This is a genomic window from Achromobacter sp. K91, from assembly GCF_003576205.1.
GTDB classification, from domain to species: Bacteria; Pseudomonadota; Gammaproteobacteria; order Burkholderiales; family Burkholderiaceae_B; genus Achromobacter; species Achromobacter aegrifaciens.
In genome coordinates this window covers 249,819-264,683 of sequence record NZ_QWFB01000037.1, presented here as the reverse complement: position 1 = coordinate 264,683, position 14,865 = coordinate 249,819, and the positions used below count along the sequence as shown (strand labels likewise).

Sequence of the window (14,865 nt, the reverse complement as noted above, 5' to 3'; positions counted from 1 at the left end):
GTGGCAAGCAGCAATTTCGGAGTAACACTTATGAAAGCAATGACAGTGTCGAATGCTTTTTTCCGGCGCTTTCTGGTGGCGGCCGCGGCCAGCGTCATGTTGGCCGGCGCCTATGTGCCTGCCGCCGTCGCCCAGGCGCCGACGGTGACGCTGCCTGATTTCACTAGCATTGTCGAAAAGGCCGACCCCGCGGTCGTCAACATCCGCACCACGGCCACGGTGCCGGTGCGCGGCATGGGCCCCGGCGGCGGCAATGATCCCTATGAACTGTTCCGCTGGTTCTTCGGCCCCGAATTCCAGCCGCCCGGCGGCGGCGCTCAGCCCGGCCCCTCGCCGCGTCAGCGTCCGCAGCCATCCCAGCCCGAAGAGCGCACCGTGCCGCGCGGCGTGGGTTCCGGCTTCTTCATTTCCGATGACGGCTACATCCTGACCAACAACCACGTGGTGGTGGACGCGACGGACATCTACGTCACGCTGACCGACGGCCGCGAGTTCAAGGCCAAGGTCATCGGCACGGACGAGCGCACCGACGTGGCGCTGATCAAGATCGAAGCCAAGGACATGACCCCGCTGGTGATCGGCGATCCTAAGAAGCTGAAGAAGGGGCAGTGGGTGCTGGCCATCGGTTCGCCGTTCGGCCTGGATTCCACCGTGACCTCCGGCATCGTCAGCGCCATCGGCCGCGATACCGGCGAATACCTGCCGTTCATCCAGACCGACGTGGCGGTCAACCCGGGCAACTCGGGCGGTCCGCTGATCAACCTGCAAGGCGAGGTGGTGGGCATCAATTCCCAGATCATTTCGCGCAGCGGCGGCTTCATGGGCATTTCGCTGGCCATTCCGATCGACGAAGCCATGCGCGTGGTGGACCAGTTGCGCGCTACCGGCAAGGTCACGCGCGGCCGCGTCGGCGTGCAGATCGGCGAAGTGGGCAAGGACGTGGCCGAAGCCATCGGCCTGCCCAAGGCCGAAGGCGCGCTGGTCAGCAGCGTGGAAGCCGATGGTCCTGCCGAGCAGGCAGGCGTGCAGCCGGGCGACGTGATCCTCAAGTTCAACGGCGAACCCATCAAGCGTTGGTCCGACCTGCCCCGCATCGTGGGCGAAACCAAGCCGGGCACGCGCGCCGACATGGAAGTGTGGCGCAAGGGCAAGAACCTGACGCTGACGGTCAAGGTGGGCGAGATCCCGACCGAGAAGGCCGCGGGCGCCAGCAAGAAGGGCGCGCCGCCAGTCCCGGAAGTCACCAATGCGCTGGGTCTGGGCGTGGTCGACGTGCCGGCCGACGTGCAGAAGAAGCTGCGCATCAAGGGCGGCGTCCAGGTCAAGGTGGCCGAAGGCGCTGCGGCCAAGGCCGGCCTGCAGGAAGGCGACATCGTGTTGGCCCTGAACGACACCGACGTCACGGGCGCCAAGCAGTTCGGCGAACTCGTGGCCAAGCTGGACAAGGGCCGCGCCGCAGGGTTGCTGGTGCGCCGCGGCGACCAGACGCAGTGGGTGGCGGTGCCGGCATCGAAGTAATGCCGGGCCCGTCTTCCGAGTCCGCAGAAAAAAGGCGCAAGACCGGCTAAAATGCCTGGTTGCCGCAAGAGGGGGCGCATGGCGCCCCCTTGTTTTGCCCGGGCCAGGCCCGTTGGCACCCTCCTCGTCAGCCGTGCGTATTCCGGCGGCGGTGTCTTCCGGCCCAGTGCCGAGTGTTCCGTCCCTTATAACTTCAAGCATGCAGCATATTCGCAACTTCTCCATCATTGCCCACATCGATCACGGCAAATCGACCCTGGCCGATCGCCTGATCCAGCGCTGCGGCGGATTGGCGGATCGCGAGATGTCGGCGCAGGTCCTCGATTCCATGGAAATCGAACGCGAGCGCGGCATCACCATCAAGGCCCAGACCGCGGCCCTGCACTACAAGGCGCAGGACGGCAAGGTCTACAACCTGAACCTGATCGACACCCCGGGGCACGTGGACTTCTCGTATGAAGTCAGCCGCTCCCTGTCGGCCTGCGAAGGCGCGCTGCTGGTGGTGGACGCTTCGCAGGGCGTGGAAGCGCAGACCGTGGCCAACTGCTACACCGCCATCGAGCTGGGCGTGGAAGTGCTGCCCGTGCTGAACAAGATGGACCTGCCGCAGGCTGATCCCGACAGCGCCCGCCAGGAAGTCGAGGATGTGATCGGCATCGACGCCTCGCAGGCGGTGCTGGCCAGCGCCAAGACCGGCATGGGCATCGATGAGATCCTGGAAATGGTCGTGGCCCGCGTGCCGCCGCCCAAGGGCGATCCCGACGCGCCGCTGCAGGCCCTCATCATCGATTCGTGGTTCGACAACTACGTGGGCGTGGTGATGCTGGTGCGCATCATCAACGGCGTGCTCAAGCCCAAGGACAAGATCCTGCTGATGGCGTCCGGCGCCACCCACCTTTGCGAGCAGACCGGCGTGTTCACGCCGAAGTCGCAACAGCGTCCGCATCTGTCGGCGGGCGAAGTGGGCTTCATCATCGCCGGCATCAAGCAGCTGGAAGACGCCAAGGTGGGCGATACCGTCACGTTGGCCAACAAGCCTGCAGCCGAACCGCTGCCCGGCTTCAAGGAAGTGAAGCCGCAGGTGTTCGCGGGCCTGTACCCCGTGGAAAGCTCCGAATACGACCAGCTGCGCGATTCGCTTGAAAAGCTCAAGCTGAACGACGCCGCGCTGATGTTCGAGCCGGAAGTGTCGCAGGCGCTGGGCTTCGGTTTCCGTTGCGGCTTCCTGGGTCTTTTGCACATGGAAATCGTGCAGGAGCGCCTGGAGCGCGAATTCGACATGGACATCATCACCACCGCGCCGTCGGTGGTATACGAGGTCGAACAGCGCGACGGTTCCGTGATCACCGTGGAAAGCCCGTCGCGCATGCCGGAAATCGGCAAGATCGCCGACATCCGCGAACCCATCGTGAAGGTCACGCTGTTCATGCCGCAGGACTACGTGGGTCCTGTCATGACGCTGTGCAATAACAAGCGCGGCGTGCAGGTCAACATGAGCTACCACGGCCGCCAGGTGCACCTGGTGTACGAGATCCCGCTGGCCGAGATCGTGCTGGACTTCTTCGACAAGCTGAAGTCGGTGTCGCGCGGCTACGCTTCGATGGACTACGAGTTCCTGGAGTACCGCTCGGCCGACGTGGTGCGCGTGGACCTGCTGATCAACAACGACCGCGTCGACGCGCTGGCCGTGATCGTCCACCGCAGCAACGCGCGCCATCGCGCCCGCGACGTGGTCACGCGCATGCGCGGCCTGATTCCGCGCCAGATGTTCGACGTGGTGATCCAGGCCGCCATCGGCGCCGAAATCATCGCGCGTGAAAACGTCAAGGCGTTGCGCAAGAACGTGCTGGCCAAGTGCTACGGCGGCGACATCTCGCGCAAGAAGAAGCTGCTGGAAAAGCAGAAGGCCGGCAAGAAGCGCATGAAGCAGGTGGGTAGCGTGGAAATTCCGCAGGAGGCGTTCCTGGCCATCCTGCAAGTGGAAGACAAATAGAACCCGAAAAGGCGGTTAGCTGATGAGTTGGAACTTTGCCCTGATTCTTTTTGTTTTGCTGGTGTTGACCGGCATTATCTGGGTGCTTGATCTGGCAGTGCTGCGCAAGGGCCGCGAACGCCGGGCCCAGGCGGCAATGGCGCAATACGATACGGCCCTGGTCGGCGACGCCCAGGAAGCCGAGCGCCTGCGCCGCGAAGCCGGCGACGCCGCGCGCCGCATGCCGTGGTGGATCGAATACGCCGTCAGCTTCTTCCCCGTCATCCTGTTCGTGTTCATGCTGCGCTCGTTCGTGGTCGAGCCGTTCCGCATTCCGTCGGGCTCGATGCTGCCGACCCTGCAATCGGGCGATCTGATCCTGGTGAACAAGTTCAGCTACGGCCTGCGCCTGCCGGTCATCGACAAGAAGATCATCGAGGTGGGCAAGCCCCAGCGCGGCGACGTGTTCGTGTTCCGCTACCCCGTGGATCCGGACGTTGACTACATCAAGCGCGTGGTCGGCCTGCCGGGCGACGAGGTCGCCTACCTGGACAAAAAGCTCTACATCAACGGCGAATTGGTGCCGCATGAGCGCGACGGCGACTACTTCGAGCCGGATCGTGTGTCATATATTGCGCAATATAAAGAGAAGTTGGGCGACGTTGAGCACAAAATCCTGCTGGATGAGGGCAAGCCGCAGGAGTATGGCCCGATGTGGCAATTTCCCAACCGCCAGAACTGCCAATACAGCCGTAATGGGGTACGCTGCAAAGTACCCGAGGGGCAGTTTTTCGCCATGGGCGATAATCGGGATAACAGCGCCGACAGCCGATACTGGGGCTTCGTACCGGAAGCCAATATCGTCGGCCGCGCGTTCTTCATCTGGATGAATTTCAGCGATCTCAGCCGCATCGGCCGGTTCAACTGATTATGTCGCTAGCCACGCTAGAAAACCGCCTGGATCACCACTTCAGTGATTCGGCATTGCTCGAACAGGCGCTGACGCACCGCAGCCACGGTGCGCGCCACAACGAGCGCCTGGAATTCCTTGGGGATTCCGTGCTGAACTTCGTCGTTGCGGCGATGCTGTTCGAGCGTTATTCCAAAATCGACGAAGGCGATCTGTCGCGCCTGCGCGCCAATCTGGTCAAGCAGGCCTCGCTGGCGGATATCGCCCAGCGGCTGGAACTGTCGCAATACCTGCGTCTGGGCGAAGGCGAATTGAAGAGCGGCGGTTTCCGCCGGCCTTCCATCCTGGCGGACACGGTCGAAGCCCTGTTCGGCGCCGTGTTCCTGGACGCGGGTTTCGACGCCGCCCGTCGCGTGATCGTGCGCCAGTACCAGCCGGTGCTGGCTTCGGTCGATCCCAAGACCCTGGGCAAGGACGCCAAGACCTTGCTGCAGGAATTCCTGCAGGGCCGCAAGCTGGCGCTGCCGGTGTACACGGTGGTGGCCACGCATGGCGCGGCCCATAGCCAGCAGTTCGAAGTCGAGTGCGCCATTCCGGCGCTCGAGATCAAGGTGATGGCGCCCGGCGCCAGCCGCCGCGCCGCCGAGCAATCGGCGGCCAAGCTGGCGCTGGAGGCCGCGTTGGCCGTCAGCCCGGCGACCAAGGCTGCCCGCAAGTCGGGCAAGGCGCGCAAAACCGCGCAATTGTCGCTGCCGGTGGCAGTGGCTCAAGAGACTAAATGAGCGATACCCCTTTTCGTACCGGCTTCGTCGCCATCGTGGGCCGCCCCAACGTGGGCAAGTCCACCCTGACGAACGCCCTGATCGGTTCCAAGATTTCCATCGTGTCGCGCAAGGCGCAGACCACGCGCCACCGCATCCACGGTGTGTTGACGCGCGAGCACGAGCAGTTCGTATTCGTCGATACGCCGGGTTTCCAGACCCGCCATGGCGGCGCCATGAACCGCATGATGAACCGCGTGGTCACGCAGGCCCTGGCCGACGTGGACGTGGTGGTGCATGTGGTGGAAGCCGGCAAATGGTCCGAGGGCGACGCCAAGCTGCTGCCGCTTTTGCCCGCGCCGGAACGCACCATCCTGGTCGTCTCCAAGATCGACGCATTGAAGAACCGCGACGACCTGTTCGCCTTCGTGTCCAAGATCATGGCGCTGCATCCGTTCGGCGCCGTGGTGCCCGTCAGCGCCACCAAGAACCAGCAGCTGGATCAGCTGTTGCAAGAAATCGCGTCGCGCCTGCCGGAAGGCGAGCCGATGTTCGAGGAAGACACGCTGACCGACCGCCCCATGCGCTTCATCGCCGCCGAACTGGTGCGCGAGAAGATCTTCCGCCTGGTTGGCGACGAACTGCCTTACGGCTGTACCGTCGTCATCGAGCAATGGGAAGAGACCAGCAAGGGCGCCAGCATCAATGCCTGCGTGGTGGTCGAGCGCGACAGCCACAAGCCCATCCTGTTGGGCGCGGGCGGCATGCACATGAAGCGCATCGCCACGGAGGCGCGGCAGGACATCGCCAAGCTGCTGGACAAGCCGGTGCACCTGGAGGTCTACATCAAGGTGCGCAAGGGCTGGTCCGACCGCGAGGGTGCGCTCCGCGATCTGGGCTATGAGTAGACGGGCGCCTCGCGTCCAGGATCGCCCCGGATACATGTTGCACGCCACCGCGTGGCGTGAAACCTCCCTCATCGTTCAGACTTTCTCACGCGATCACGGTTGTGTGGCCATGGTCGCCAAGGGCGCGAAGCGCCCGTATTCCGTCCTGCGTCCCGTGTTGTCCGCGTTCCAGCCGCTGCTGCTGTCGTGGACCGGCAATGGCGAGGTCAAGACGCTGACGCGCGCCGAGATCGCGGGCATCCGGCCGCTGACCGGCACCGCGCTGATGTCGGCCTGGTATATGAACGAACTGCTGCTGCGGCTGCTGCCGCGCGAAGACGCCCATCCGCTGTTGTTCGACGCCTACGACTTCGCCTTGCAGCAGTTGTCCGGCGGCACCCGCGCCGCGGGCGCGCTGCGCCGCTTCGAATGGACGCTGCTGCGCGAAACCGGTTATGGCGTGGACGAGGATCCCCCCGATTTCGACGACCCGGCGATCGAGCCGGCCCTGCGCCGCGACCTGCGCGAACGGCTGGCCGAAATCCTGGCGGGCCGTCCCTTGTCGACCCGCCGCGTGTTGCTGGACCTGCAACGCATCTGAGCGCACCGCGATCCGGCCATGACCTTCACGCTCAAGCAGGTCGAGACCTTCCGCACCGTCTATGAAACGGAAAGCGTCACCGCCGCTGCCAGACGGCTGGACGTGTCGCCCGCCACCGTCAGCGCGACCCTGGCCGCGCTCGAAGCCAGCATCGAGCTGCGTCTGTTCGAGCGCGTACGCCAGCGCATGCAGCGCACGCCCGAGGCGACCCTGCTGTATGAAGAAATCCGCCGCCTGAACGTCGGGCTGGAAAGCCTGGGCCGCAAGATCCGCGCCATCCGCGGCGCGGCGCAGCCGCGGCTGCGCATCGGCTGCATCCATGCCTATAGCGGCGCCATCATCAGCGACACTATTGCTCGCTTTCGCGAGCGCTATCCTGATACCGGCCTGTATCTGCAGATCCGGGATTCCAATACCTTGCGCGACATGGTTGTGTCGGGCGAGCTGGACCTGGCAGCTGTGGCCGACGAATCCGAACTCGAAGGCTTGCGCGGCCACCGGCTGGCCAGTTTGCGCGCCGTGGCGGTTTTTCCCAAGGGGCATCCGCTGGCGCGGCTGGAGCAAGTGGATTTTTCGCACCTGGCCGACGCCGACGTGATCGCGCTGAACGCCGAGGACGGCTCGCGCAAGCGCCTGGACGCGCTGTTGGCGCAAGCGGGGCAGAGCCTGAAGGTGGCCATCGAGACGCCTTATTCCAGCACCGTGTGCCAACTGGCGCTGGCGGGGCATGGCGTGGGCATCGCCAACCCGGCCACGGCAGTCGGCATGGCGGCGGCGGGCCTGTGCTATCGCCCGCTGGCCGCGCCGGTGCATTTCGAATGCCACATGATCCTGCATGGCAGCCGCCCCTTGTCCGAGGCGGGCAAGTTCTGGGCGACCTGCCTGCGCGGCGCGTTGGCGCCGCTGGTGGAAAGCTTCGGCGTCTAGCGCGCCGAAGCCGGCCCCCGGGCGCTAGCCGCGGCGCCCGTCCGAGGTCACGATCAACACCACGGACGACTCCGCATCCAACAAGCCCGAGCGCCGCAGCCGCGACACGGCAGCCAGCGCCGCGGCCGATGACAGCTCGGTCGCCAGGCCGATGCGTTCCAGCCGCTGCTGCGCTTGCGCGGCCGCGGCGTCCGAGATCTCCACCGGCGTGCCGCCGGAACGCGTCAAGGCTTCCAGCGATTGCAGCGTGCTGGTGCTGCCCGCGATCGAATACTGGTCCGTCACGCCGTCCCATTGCTTGCGCGCGTCGCCCGTGGCGCGCGCGCGCGACAGGCGGGCGTACGGCTCCACCGCATGCAGGCGCGGCAGGCGCGCGATGCGGCCGGTTTGCAGCAGATGCTGCCAACCCAGGAAGATGCCCCACAGCAGATCTCCGCGCGCGGTGGGCACCACGATGTCGCTGGGCACGCCGCAGCTTTCCAGGATCTCCTGTGCGATGGGCTTGTAGCCTTCCACGCCGTAGGGGTGGGTGCCCACGGGCGGATTCAGATAGTTCGTGCCGGCGAAGGCGCCATGGTTGCGACACAGGTCCTCGACATGGGGCCAGCGGCTCAGGCTGTCCTCGAAGGCGGTCAGCCGGGCGCCGAAGCGCTGCATGGCCTCGCGCTGCAAGGGCGGGCAGTTGGTGGTGATGGCGATGTCGGCTTCCAGCCGCGCGGCGGCGCAATAGGCGGCCAGCGAGACGCCGGCATTGCCGCTGGAGGCGGCCGCCACGCGGGTGGCGCTGGCCAGGCGCGCGCGCGACACCAGTTGGGCCGCCATGCGGTCCTTGTGGCTGCCGGTGGGGTTGGCGCTTTCGCATTTCAGCCAGAGCTGGCCCACGCCTTCGGTCTGCGCCAGCGCGGGCGCCGCGAGGCAGGGAGTGGCGCCTTCGCCCAGCGTGACGGCGTCCAGCACCGGCAGGGGCATGGCGCCGTCGGCCGAGGGTTCGTACAGGCATTCCAGGCTGGCGGGGTGGCCGGCTTCCAGGCAGCTGGGGCAGCCTTCGGGGTAATCGGCCGGCGGCCACAGGCTGGCGCAACGGATGCAGCGCAGGCCGGACAAGCTAGGGTTCATCTGCATGGGTCAATACTTCGAGGCAAGGGAATCGAGGGAAAGGGCGGGCGCGACTTGCAGCAGGCAATCGCCGTCGTCGCTGCGGGCGATGGCGCGCAGGCATACGACAGTGCCGGCCTGCGGACTGGTCAGCGCGCGCGGCGCCATGTCGGGTCGGGCGGGTTCCAGCAGTTGGCCGATGCGCTGGCGCGCATTGACCAGTTGTCCCAGTTCGACAGCGGGCACGAACACGCCAGCCTCGCTGGCGCGCAGGGTGGCGGCGGGAGCGTCCAGGTCATAGAGGCGGACCTCGGGGCGGCGCGCGGGCGGGCGGTCGGGCAGGAGGCCGAGCTCGCCCAGGCAGCCCAGCAGGCCGTCGCGGCAGCGGTCGACCAGCGCCTGGCTGGTTTCGCGGCCGCCCCCGATCTCGGCGCTCAGGCGCAGCACCCCATGGCGGCTGGCGGCGGCCGGCATGGAGCCGGACTCCGTGCCGCGGAAGTACATGCAATCGGGCAGCCCGAAGGCTCGCGCCAGGGCGGGCAGGCGTTCGTCGTAGGCGTCGTCGCCGTAGCGCGTGATGACCGACGAGGGCAGGTAGCGCAGCGACGCGCCGCCGCTGTGCACGTCCACCAGCGCCTGTATGCGCGGCAGCAGCCGGGCTTCCAGCGCGGCGGCCACGCTTTCCGTGTAGCCGCGCGCGGGGGCGCCCAGGAAAGCGCGGTTGAGGTTGCCGCCGTCGGACGGCGACAGGCGCGTGCCCGCCAGCGAGGCCTCGGCGTTGGCCGCGGGCAGCAGGTAGACCGTGCCGCGTTGCAGGATGCCGGGCAGCAGGCGCCACAGCTCCAGGATGGCGGCCTGGCCTTCCCATTCGTCGCCATGCACGCCCGCCATCAAGGCAACGGCGGGGCCAGGCCCCGCCTCGATCCGCAGCATCGGTATGGTGACGCGCCGGTAGGCCGACGCGTTGGTCGCCGCGGCGCAGGAAAAGTCCTCGCGGCTTACCGTGGCCATGCGTCGGCTCCTGCTGATGTGACGATCCGGTTCAATCCAGCGTCGTGCCGGCGGCCTTGATGATGTCTTCCCATTTGGGCAGCTCCTTGCGTATCTGGTTCTGTACGTCCTGCGGCGTGCCACCCAGCGGTTCCTGGGAGCGGCTGCGCAGTTCCTTGCTGACGCCGTCCGAGCGCAGCGCAGCGTTCATTGCCGCGTTCAGCCGCGCGATGACCTCGGGCGGGGTGCCGGCGGGCGCGACCAGCGCGCTCCAGGCCGATTGCTCGTAGTCGGGATACCCTTGCTCCGCCACCGTCGGCACGTCCGGATTGGAGGCGGCGCGGGTCTTGGTCGTGACCGCCAGCGCGCGCAAGCGGCCATCCTTCAGGTTGCCGATCAGTGGCGGCAGGTTTTCCATCATGGAATCGACATGTCCGCCCAGCAGGTCGGACAACTGCGCGGCCGTGGCCTTGTACGGGATCTGGCGCACCGCGGCGCCGGTCTGGGCGATGAAGAGCTTGACCCCGACCTCGCTGGTGGTGCCCGGGTCGGCGGAGGTCATCGTCAGGCGCTCCGGCTGGGCGCGGCTGGCCTCGATGAACCCCTTCAGGTCGCGATAGGGCGAGGACGCGTTCACCACGATGACGTTGGGCGTTTCGGCCACCAGCCCGATGGCGGCGATGTCGCGGTCCAGGTCGTAGAGCTGCTGCTTGAACAGGAACCGGTGCAGCACCAGCGTGCCGACGTGGGCATAGCCGATGGTGTAGCCGTCGGCCGGCGCGCGCGCCACGGCCTGGGTGCCGATGCGGCCGCCCGCGCCGACGCGGTTCTCCACGACCACGGGCTGGCCCAGCTGGCGGCTCATTTCCTGGCCCACCAGGCGCGCGGTGATGTCGGCGTTGCCGCCCGCTGCGGCCGGCACGATCAGGGTGATGGCGCGTTCCGGATAGGCGGCCAGCGCGGCGGGCGCGGCCAGGCTTAGCAACACGGCGGCAAGACAGGCGGTGCGTTTCATGACGTTTCCCCAGGCATTGAGAGCTGCGCCATTGTGCGGTCGCGGCCTGGGGAATACGTTTGTTTCAGTGAGATGGATGTTCAATAAAACCTAAGACCTGTCCGCATTGCGCCGGTCGGCGGTCCGTCCCAGCCCGTGGCCCAGGGCGGCGGCCGCCAGCGCGCACAGGGCGCCCAGCGCGGCGATCAGCGCCGGGCCGTAGCCCAGCATGTCCACGCCCGCCTTGACCCAGCCGCTGGCCGCATCGCCCGCGCGGTAGACCACGGTGTCGATGACGTTCTTGGTCTTGTACTTGTCTTCGGGCGAGACTGCGGTGAACAGCATTTCGCGCCCCGGCCGGATCAGCGCGTATTCGCCGACCCGGCGCACGATCATGGCCGCGGCCAGCACGCCGAAGACGGGAAAGGCCGCCAGCGCCAGGAAAGCGGCCGTCATCGTCAGCGGCACGGCGGTCAGCAGGAAGCGCAGCCCCAGACGCGTGGCCACGCGTCCGGTGATGAAGAGCTGCGACAGCAGCGACAGCGCCTGCACCGTGAAGTCCAGCGCGCTGAAGACCCGGATGCGCTGGGCCGTGTCGGTAAAGGCATGCGCCACCAGCCGCGCCTGCTCCATGTAGAGAAACGTGTTGAGCGTGGCCAGCAGGATCACAAGCAGCGAAATCCCCAGCAGGTAAGGTGACTGGAAGATGCGCGAGAGGCCGGCCAGGATCGAACCTTCCAGCGGTCGGCGCATGTCGTCCGACGCCACGTCCTCGCGGTGGGCCGCGCGCCAGCGCAGCAGCCAGCGCTTGAGGGGCAGGGTGGCGGTCAACAGTAGCGCCGACAGCAGCAACAGGCCGGCCGGACCGAGCGCGCCGGCCAGCAGGCTGCCCAACAGCGGGCCTGCCAGCCCGCCGGCGCTGGCGCCCGCGGCAATCAGCGCGAACAGGCGCTTGGCGGACTCCATGCGGAATACGTCGGCCATCAGGCTCCAGGCGATGGAGACGACGAACAGGTTGAAGACCGACAGCCAGACGTAGAAGCTGCGCGCCGCCCAGACGCTGCCGGGGCGCAGATGGAGCAGGGCGGCGAAGCCGGCCATGCTGAGCGCGAAGGCGGCATAGACCCAGGTCACCAGCATGGCGCGCGGCACGCGCGCCGACAGCCAGCCGAACAGCGGCACCACGGCCAGCATGGCGATGAAGGTCGCGGTGAACAGCCATTGCAGCTGGTCGACGCCCGCCTGGATGCCCATGGTCTCGCGTATCGGCCGCAGCATGAAATAGCCGCAGAACAGAAAGAAGAAAAACGCGAAGCCGCAGGCTGCCGGCGCCAGTTCTTCCTGCGGAATGCCCAAGGCCTGCGCGGCGCGGCCTGGCAAGCTGCCGGGGGCGGACGCCATGGCGTCAGGCCAGCAGCGCGGCGATGCGTTCCCGCATGGCGGCGTCCGGCAGCGGCCCGAAGCCGGCCTGCGCGTTGTCCGCCATGTTGGCCGGCTTGGAAGTGGCGGGAATGACGGCGGTGACCGCGGGATGGCCGATGATGAACTTCAGGAAGATCTGCGCCCAGGATCCGCAATCGATCTCGGCGGCCAGCTCGGGCAGCGCCATCCCCTTGACCCGGCGGAACAGCGCGCCGTCCTGGAACGGGCGGTTGATCAGCACCGCGACGCCGTGGGCCTGGCAGGCGGGCAACAGGCGTTTTTCGGCGCTGCGGTCGGCTACGGACAGGTTGATCTGCAGGAAATCGGGCTTTTCGCGTTCGACCAGTTCGGTCAGTTCGTCGTGGGCATGGTCGGTGTAGTGCGTGATGCCCAGATAGCGGATCATGCCTTGCTGCTTCAGTTCGCGCAGCAGCGCCAGCTGGTTGGCGGTGTCGATCAGGTTGTGCACCTGGACCAGGTCGAGCTTGTCGCTGCCCAGCGCCTGTTGCGATTGGCGCACCTGGCGCATGGCCGACTCGTGGCCCTGCGTGCTGATCTTGGTCGCCAGGAAGGTCCTGGCCCGCACGCCGCCGTCGCGCGCCAGCAGCGCGCCGGTGACCGCTTCCGCCTGCCCGTAGCTGGGCGCGGTGTCGATCAGCTTGCCGCCCTTCTGCAGCAGCGTATCCAGCACCTGCGCCAGCGGCGCCATGGCGGCCTTGTCGGCGGGGGACACGTTGAAGGTGTCGGCGGTGCCCAGGCCGATCACAGGCAGCGCCTCGCCGGAGGCGGGTATGTTCCGCCTGTGCATGGGAGTTACCACGCTGAGGGCGCGGGCCGTCCAGGCCGGCCCGGTCAGGGCGGCGGCGGCAGCGGTCTGGAGGAAGCGGCGGCGGTCGGGCATGGCGTGGCTCCAGCGGCAAAGGGCGCCCGGGAGGGGCAAAGAAAAGGGCCTACACGTGAATGCAGGCCCAAGGTAAAAAAAGAGCCTACACGTGAATGTAGGCTCTTTGTGCCGGTTTGGCTGCGTTGCGATTACTCGCGGTTGCCGCCGAAGATGCCCAGCAGCATCAGCAGGTTCGAGAAGACGTTGTAGACGTCCAGGTAGATGGCCAGCGTGGCGGACACGTAGTTGGTTTCGCCGCCGTTGACCACGCGCTGCAGGTCGACCAGCATGAAGGCCGAGAAGATGACGATGGCCAGGACCGAGATGGTCAGCATCAGCGCGGGCAGTTGCAGGAAGATGTTGGCCAGGGCCGCCACCAGGATCACGACCGCGCCGATGAACAGGAATTTCTGCAATCCCGACAGGTCGCGCTTGATGGTGGTGGCCAGGGTGGCCATCGTGCCGAACACGATCGCGGTGCCGCCGAAGGCCGTCATGACCAGCTGCGAGCCGTTGCTCATGCCCATGACGAAGCCCAGCAGGCGCGACAGCATCACGCCCATGAAGAACGTGAAGGCCAGCAGCAGGACCACGCCCAGCGAGCTGTTCTTGTTCTTTTCGATCGCGAACATCAGGCCGAACGCGCCCACCAGGAACACGATGGCGGACAGGCCGGGACTTGCGCCCATGATGCGGTTGATGCCGGTGTACATGCCCACGGCCGCGCCCAGCACGGTCGGGATCAGCGAGAGCGCCAAGAGCCAATAGGTGTTGCGCAGCACCTGGTTGCGCGCGACCTCGCCCGGCGCGCCGGCTACGGCGCCGGAACGGTTAAAAGGGGACGGACGATATTCGTTCATTGAGAACTCCTGTGTGCGGCAGAGTAATGGTTGCCTAGAAGGCTTAGATGGGAAGGATACCTTACAGTTCCCTGAAGAATCCAGTTCTGCCTAGGATTAGACCAGAGGAGCGAAATAGGTTCCAGACGGGTCAACCCGGCCTGACGTCCTGCAGCACCCTGGCGACGATGCGCGGCAATTCCGCGTCCATGCGGGCCTGGATCTGTTCGATGGCCTCGGCCAGGGCTTCGCGCATCAGCTGCTCGACCTCGGCCTGGAGGCGGGCGCTCAGGACCGCGGCGTCCGGCGCCGCGGGAGGCGCAGCCAGGACGGCGGCTGCCGGCGGAATGATATCAGGGGACGCATCTGCGTCGTCCGCCACTTCCGTCAGTAGCGGAAAGGCGTCGTCGTCATGACCCTGCTCGCCATCGTCGGCCAGGTCGGTCAGCACGGGCATGTCCGCGTCGTCCGGGGACGCCGGCGGGTAGAGCGCGGGCTCGGCCCGCTGGGTCAGGGTAGGGATGCCGGGGTCGGCGTGGCGAGAGGGCATGATGGCTCCCGGGTGATCGAGGTGGCGCGCCGCAAGGCCGGCGCGTTCAGCCGTCCGGCTGCTGGCGGCTGAGGTCGTGGCTTTGCGGCGTGTGGCCCGCCGCCAGGTAGGTCCGCCAGCGCTGGCGGGCGGCCTGCTTGTCGTCGGGGTCGTCCGAGACGATTTCAAGCAGGCGCTCGAAGGCTTCGAAACCCGGAGGGCAGTCGAGGTCCAGGTTCAGCAGCCAGGACGGCTGGGGCTGTCCGCCCTGGCCCGCCGCGGCCGCGGCCTGTTGCGGATCGCCGGCAGTGAGAATTACAGGAGTCTCGCCCGCCAGCGGATCGTTGGCCAGCACGTGCGGCACGAAAGAAGTGTCGTCGAAGGCCCAGAGCATGCGGTCGAACGCGGCCAGCCGGGAGCCATCCCTACAGTACACCACCAGCCGCTGCCCTGCCAGGTAGCGCTTGCGCACCACCTGGCAGGCGGTGCGCAAGCGGTCGGGCGCGCCGAAGGCGAAGTCGATGCGCGTCATGCCGG

At 66.9% G+C, this 14,865-nt stretch carries 15 protein-coding genes; 7 read left to right on the top strand and 8 right to left on the bottom strand.

Going from position 1 to position 14,865, the window contains the following annotated elements; translation table 11 throughout:
- Positions 1-30 precede the first annotated feature (30 nt).
- The 7 genes from DXK93_RS20265 (at position 31) to DXK93_RS20235 (ending at position 7,576) form a co-directional block, all read left to right on the top strand.
- A complete protein-coding gene (locus DXK93_RS20265; RefSeq protein ID WP_054450621.1) occupies positions 31-1,518 on the top strand; it encodes a DegQ family serine endoprotease in 1,488 nt (495 codons plus the stop codon).
- Between the two features lie 199 nt (positions 1,519-1,717).
- Complete coding sequence (gene lepA / locus DXK93_RS20260) at positions 1,718-3,511, top strand: translation elongation factor 4 (protein WP_054450623.1); 1,794 nt, start codon at positions 1,718-1,720, stop codon at positions 3,509-3,511.
- 22 nt (positions 3,512-3,533) lie between these two features.
- Complete coding sequence (gene lepB / locus DXK93_RS20255) at positions 3,534-4,418, top strand: signal peptidase I (protein WP_054450625.1); 885 nt, start codon at positions 3,534-3,536, stop codon at positions 4,416-4,418.
- 2 nt (positions 4,419-4,420) lie between these two features.
- Positions 4,421-5,182 carry a ribonuclease III gene (gene rnc, locus DXK93_RS20250; RefSeq protein ID WP_054450627.1) on the top strand — a complete coding sequence of 254 codons (762 nt, stop codon included), beginning with the start codon at positions 4,421-4,423 and terminating at the stop codon, positions 5,180-5,182.
- A complete protein-coding gene (gene era / locus DXK93_RS20245) occupies positions 5,179-6,069 on the top strand; it encodes a GTPase Era (protein WP_054450629.1) in 891 nt (296 codons plus the stop codon). Before rnc ends, era begins: the two co-directional genes overlap by 4 nt.
- Complete coding sequence (recO, locus tag DXK93_RS20240; protein WP_054450631.1) at positions 6,062-6,649, top strand: DNA repair protein RecO; 588 nt, start codon at positions 6,062-6,064, stop codon at positions 6,647-6,649. The genes era and recO overlap by 8 nt, the downstream gene beginning before the upstream one ends.
- An 18-nt stretch (positions 6,650-6,667) precedes the next feature.
- The gene (locus tag DXK93_RS20235; protein WP_054450632.1) at positions 6,668-7,576 is read left to right on the top strand and encodes a LysR family transcriptional regulator; all 909 of its coding nucleotides are present in this window, start codon (positions 6,668-6,670) and stop codon (positions 7,574-7,576) included.
- A 24-nt stretch (positions 7,577-7,600) separates the two neighbouring features.
- Here DXK93_RS20235 and DXK93_RS20230 read toward each other — a convergent pair whose 3' ends face one another.
- The 8 genes from DXK93_RS20230 to DXK93_RS20195 all read right to left on the bottom strand — a co-directional run bounded on the left by DXK93_RS20230 (position 7,601) and on the right by DXK93_RS20195 (position 14,860).
- Entirely contained in the window at positions 7,601-8,698 is a 1,098-nt protein-coding gene (locus tag DXK93_RS20230) for a pyridoxal-phosphate dependent enzyme (RefSeq protein ID WP_119450971.1), read from the bottom strand.
- Between the two features lie 3 nt (positions 8,699-8,701).
- On the bottom strand, positions 8,702-9,682 hold the full coding sequence (locus DXK93_RS20225) for a succinylglutamate desuccinylase/aspartoacylase family protein (protein WP_119450970.1): 981 nt from the start codon (positions 9,680-9,682) through the stop codon (positions 8,702-8,704).
- A gap of 31 nt (positions 9,683-9,713) precedes the next feature.
- A complete protein-coding gene (locus tag DXK93_RS20220; RefSeq protein ID WP_119450969.1) occupies positions 9,714-10,676 on the bottom strand; it encodes a tripartite tricarboxylate transporter substrate binding protein in 963 nt (320 codons plus the stop codon).
- A gap of 90 nt (positions 10,677-10,766) precedes the next feature.
- The gene (locus DXK93_RS20215; RefSeq protein WP_119450968.1) at positions 10,767-12,056 is read right to left on the bottom strand and encodes an NTP/NDP exchange transporter; all 1,290 of its coding nucleotides are present in this window, start codon (positions 12,054-12,056) and stop codon (positions 10,767-10,769) included.
- Positions 12,057-12,060: 4 nt separating this feature from the next.
- A complete protein-coding gene (locus DXK93_RS20210) occupies positions 12,061-12,978 on the bottom strand; it encodes an aldo/keto reductase (protein WP_054450642.1) in 918 nt (305 codons plus the stop codon).
- Between the two features lie 131 nt (positions 12,979-13,109).
- On the bottom strand, positions 13,110-13,820 hold the full coding sequence (locus DXK93_RS20205; RefSeq protein WP_054450644.1) for a Bax inhibitor-1/YccA family protein: 711 nt from the start codon (positions 13,818-13,820) through the stop codon (positions 13,110-13,112).
- A 130-nt stretch (positions 13,821-13,950) separates the two neighbouring features.
- Positions 13,951-14,349 (bottom strand): hypothetical protein, encoded by a 399-nt coding sequence (locus DXK93_RS20200; RefSeq protein WP_119450967.1) that lies wholly within the window; start codon positions 14,347-14,349, stop codon positions 13,951-13,953.
- Between the two features lie 46 nt (positions 14,350-14,395).
- Positions 14,396-14,860 carry a DNA polymerase III subunit chi gene (locus DXK93_RS20195; RefSeq protein ID WP_119450966.1) on the bottom strand — a complete coding sequence of 155 codons (465 nt, stop codon included), beginning with the start codon at positions 14,858-14,860 and terminating at the stop codon, positions 14,396-14,398.
- Between the last annotated feature and the right edge of the window lie 5 nt (positions 14,861-14,865).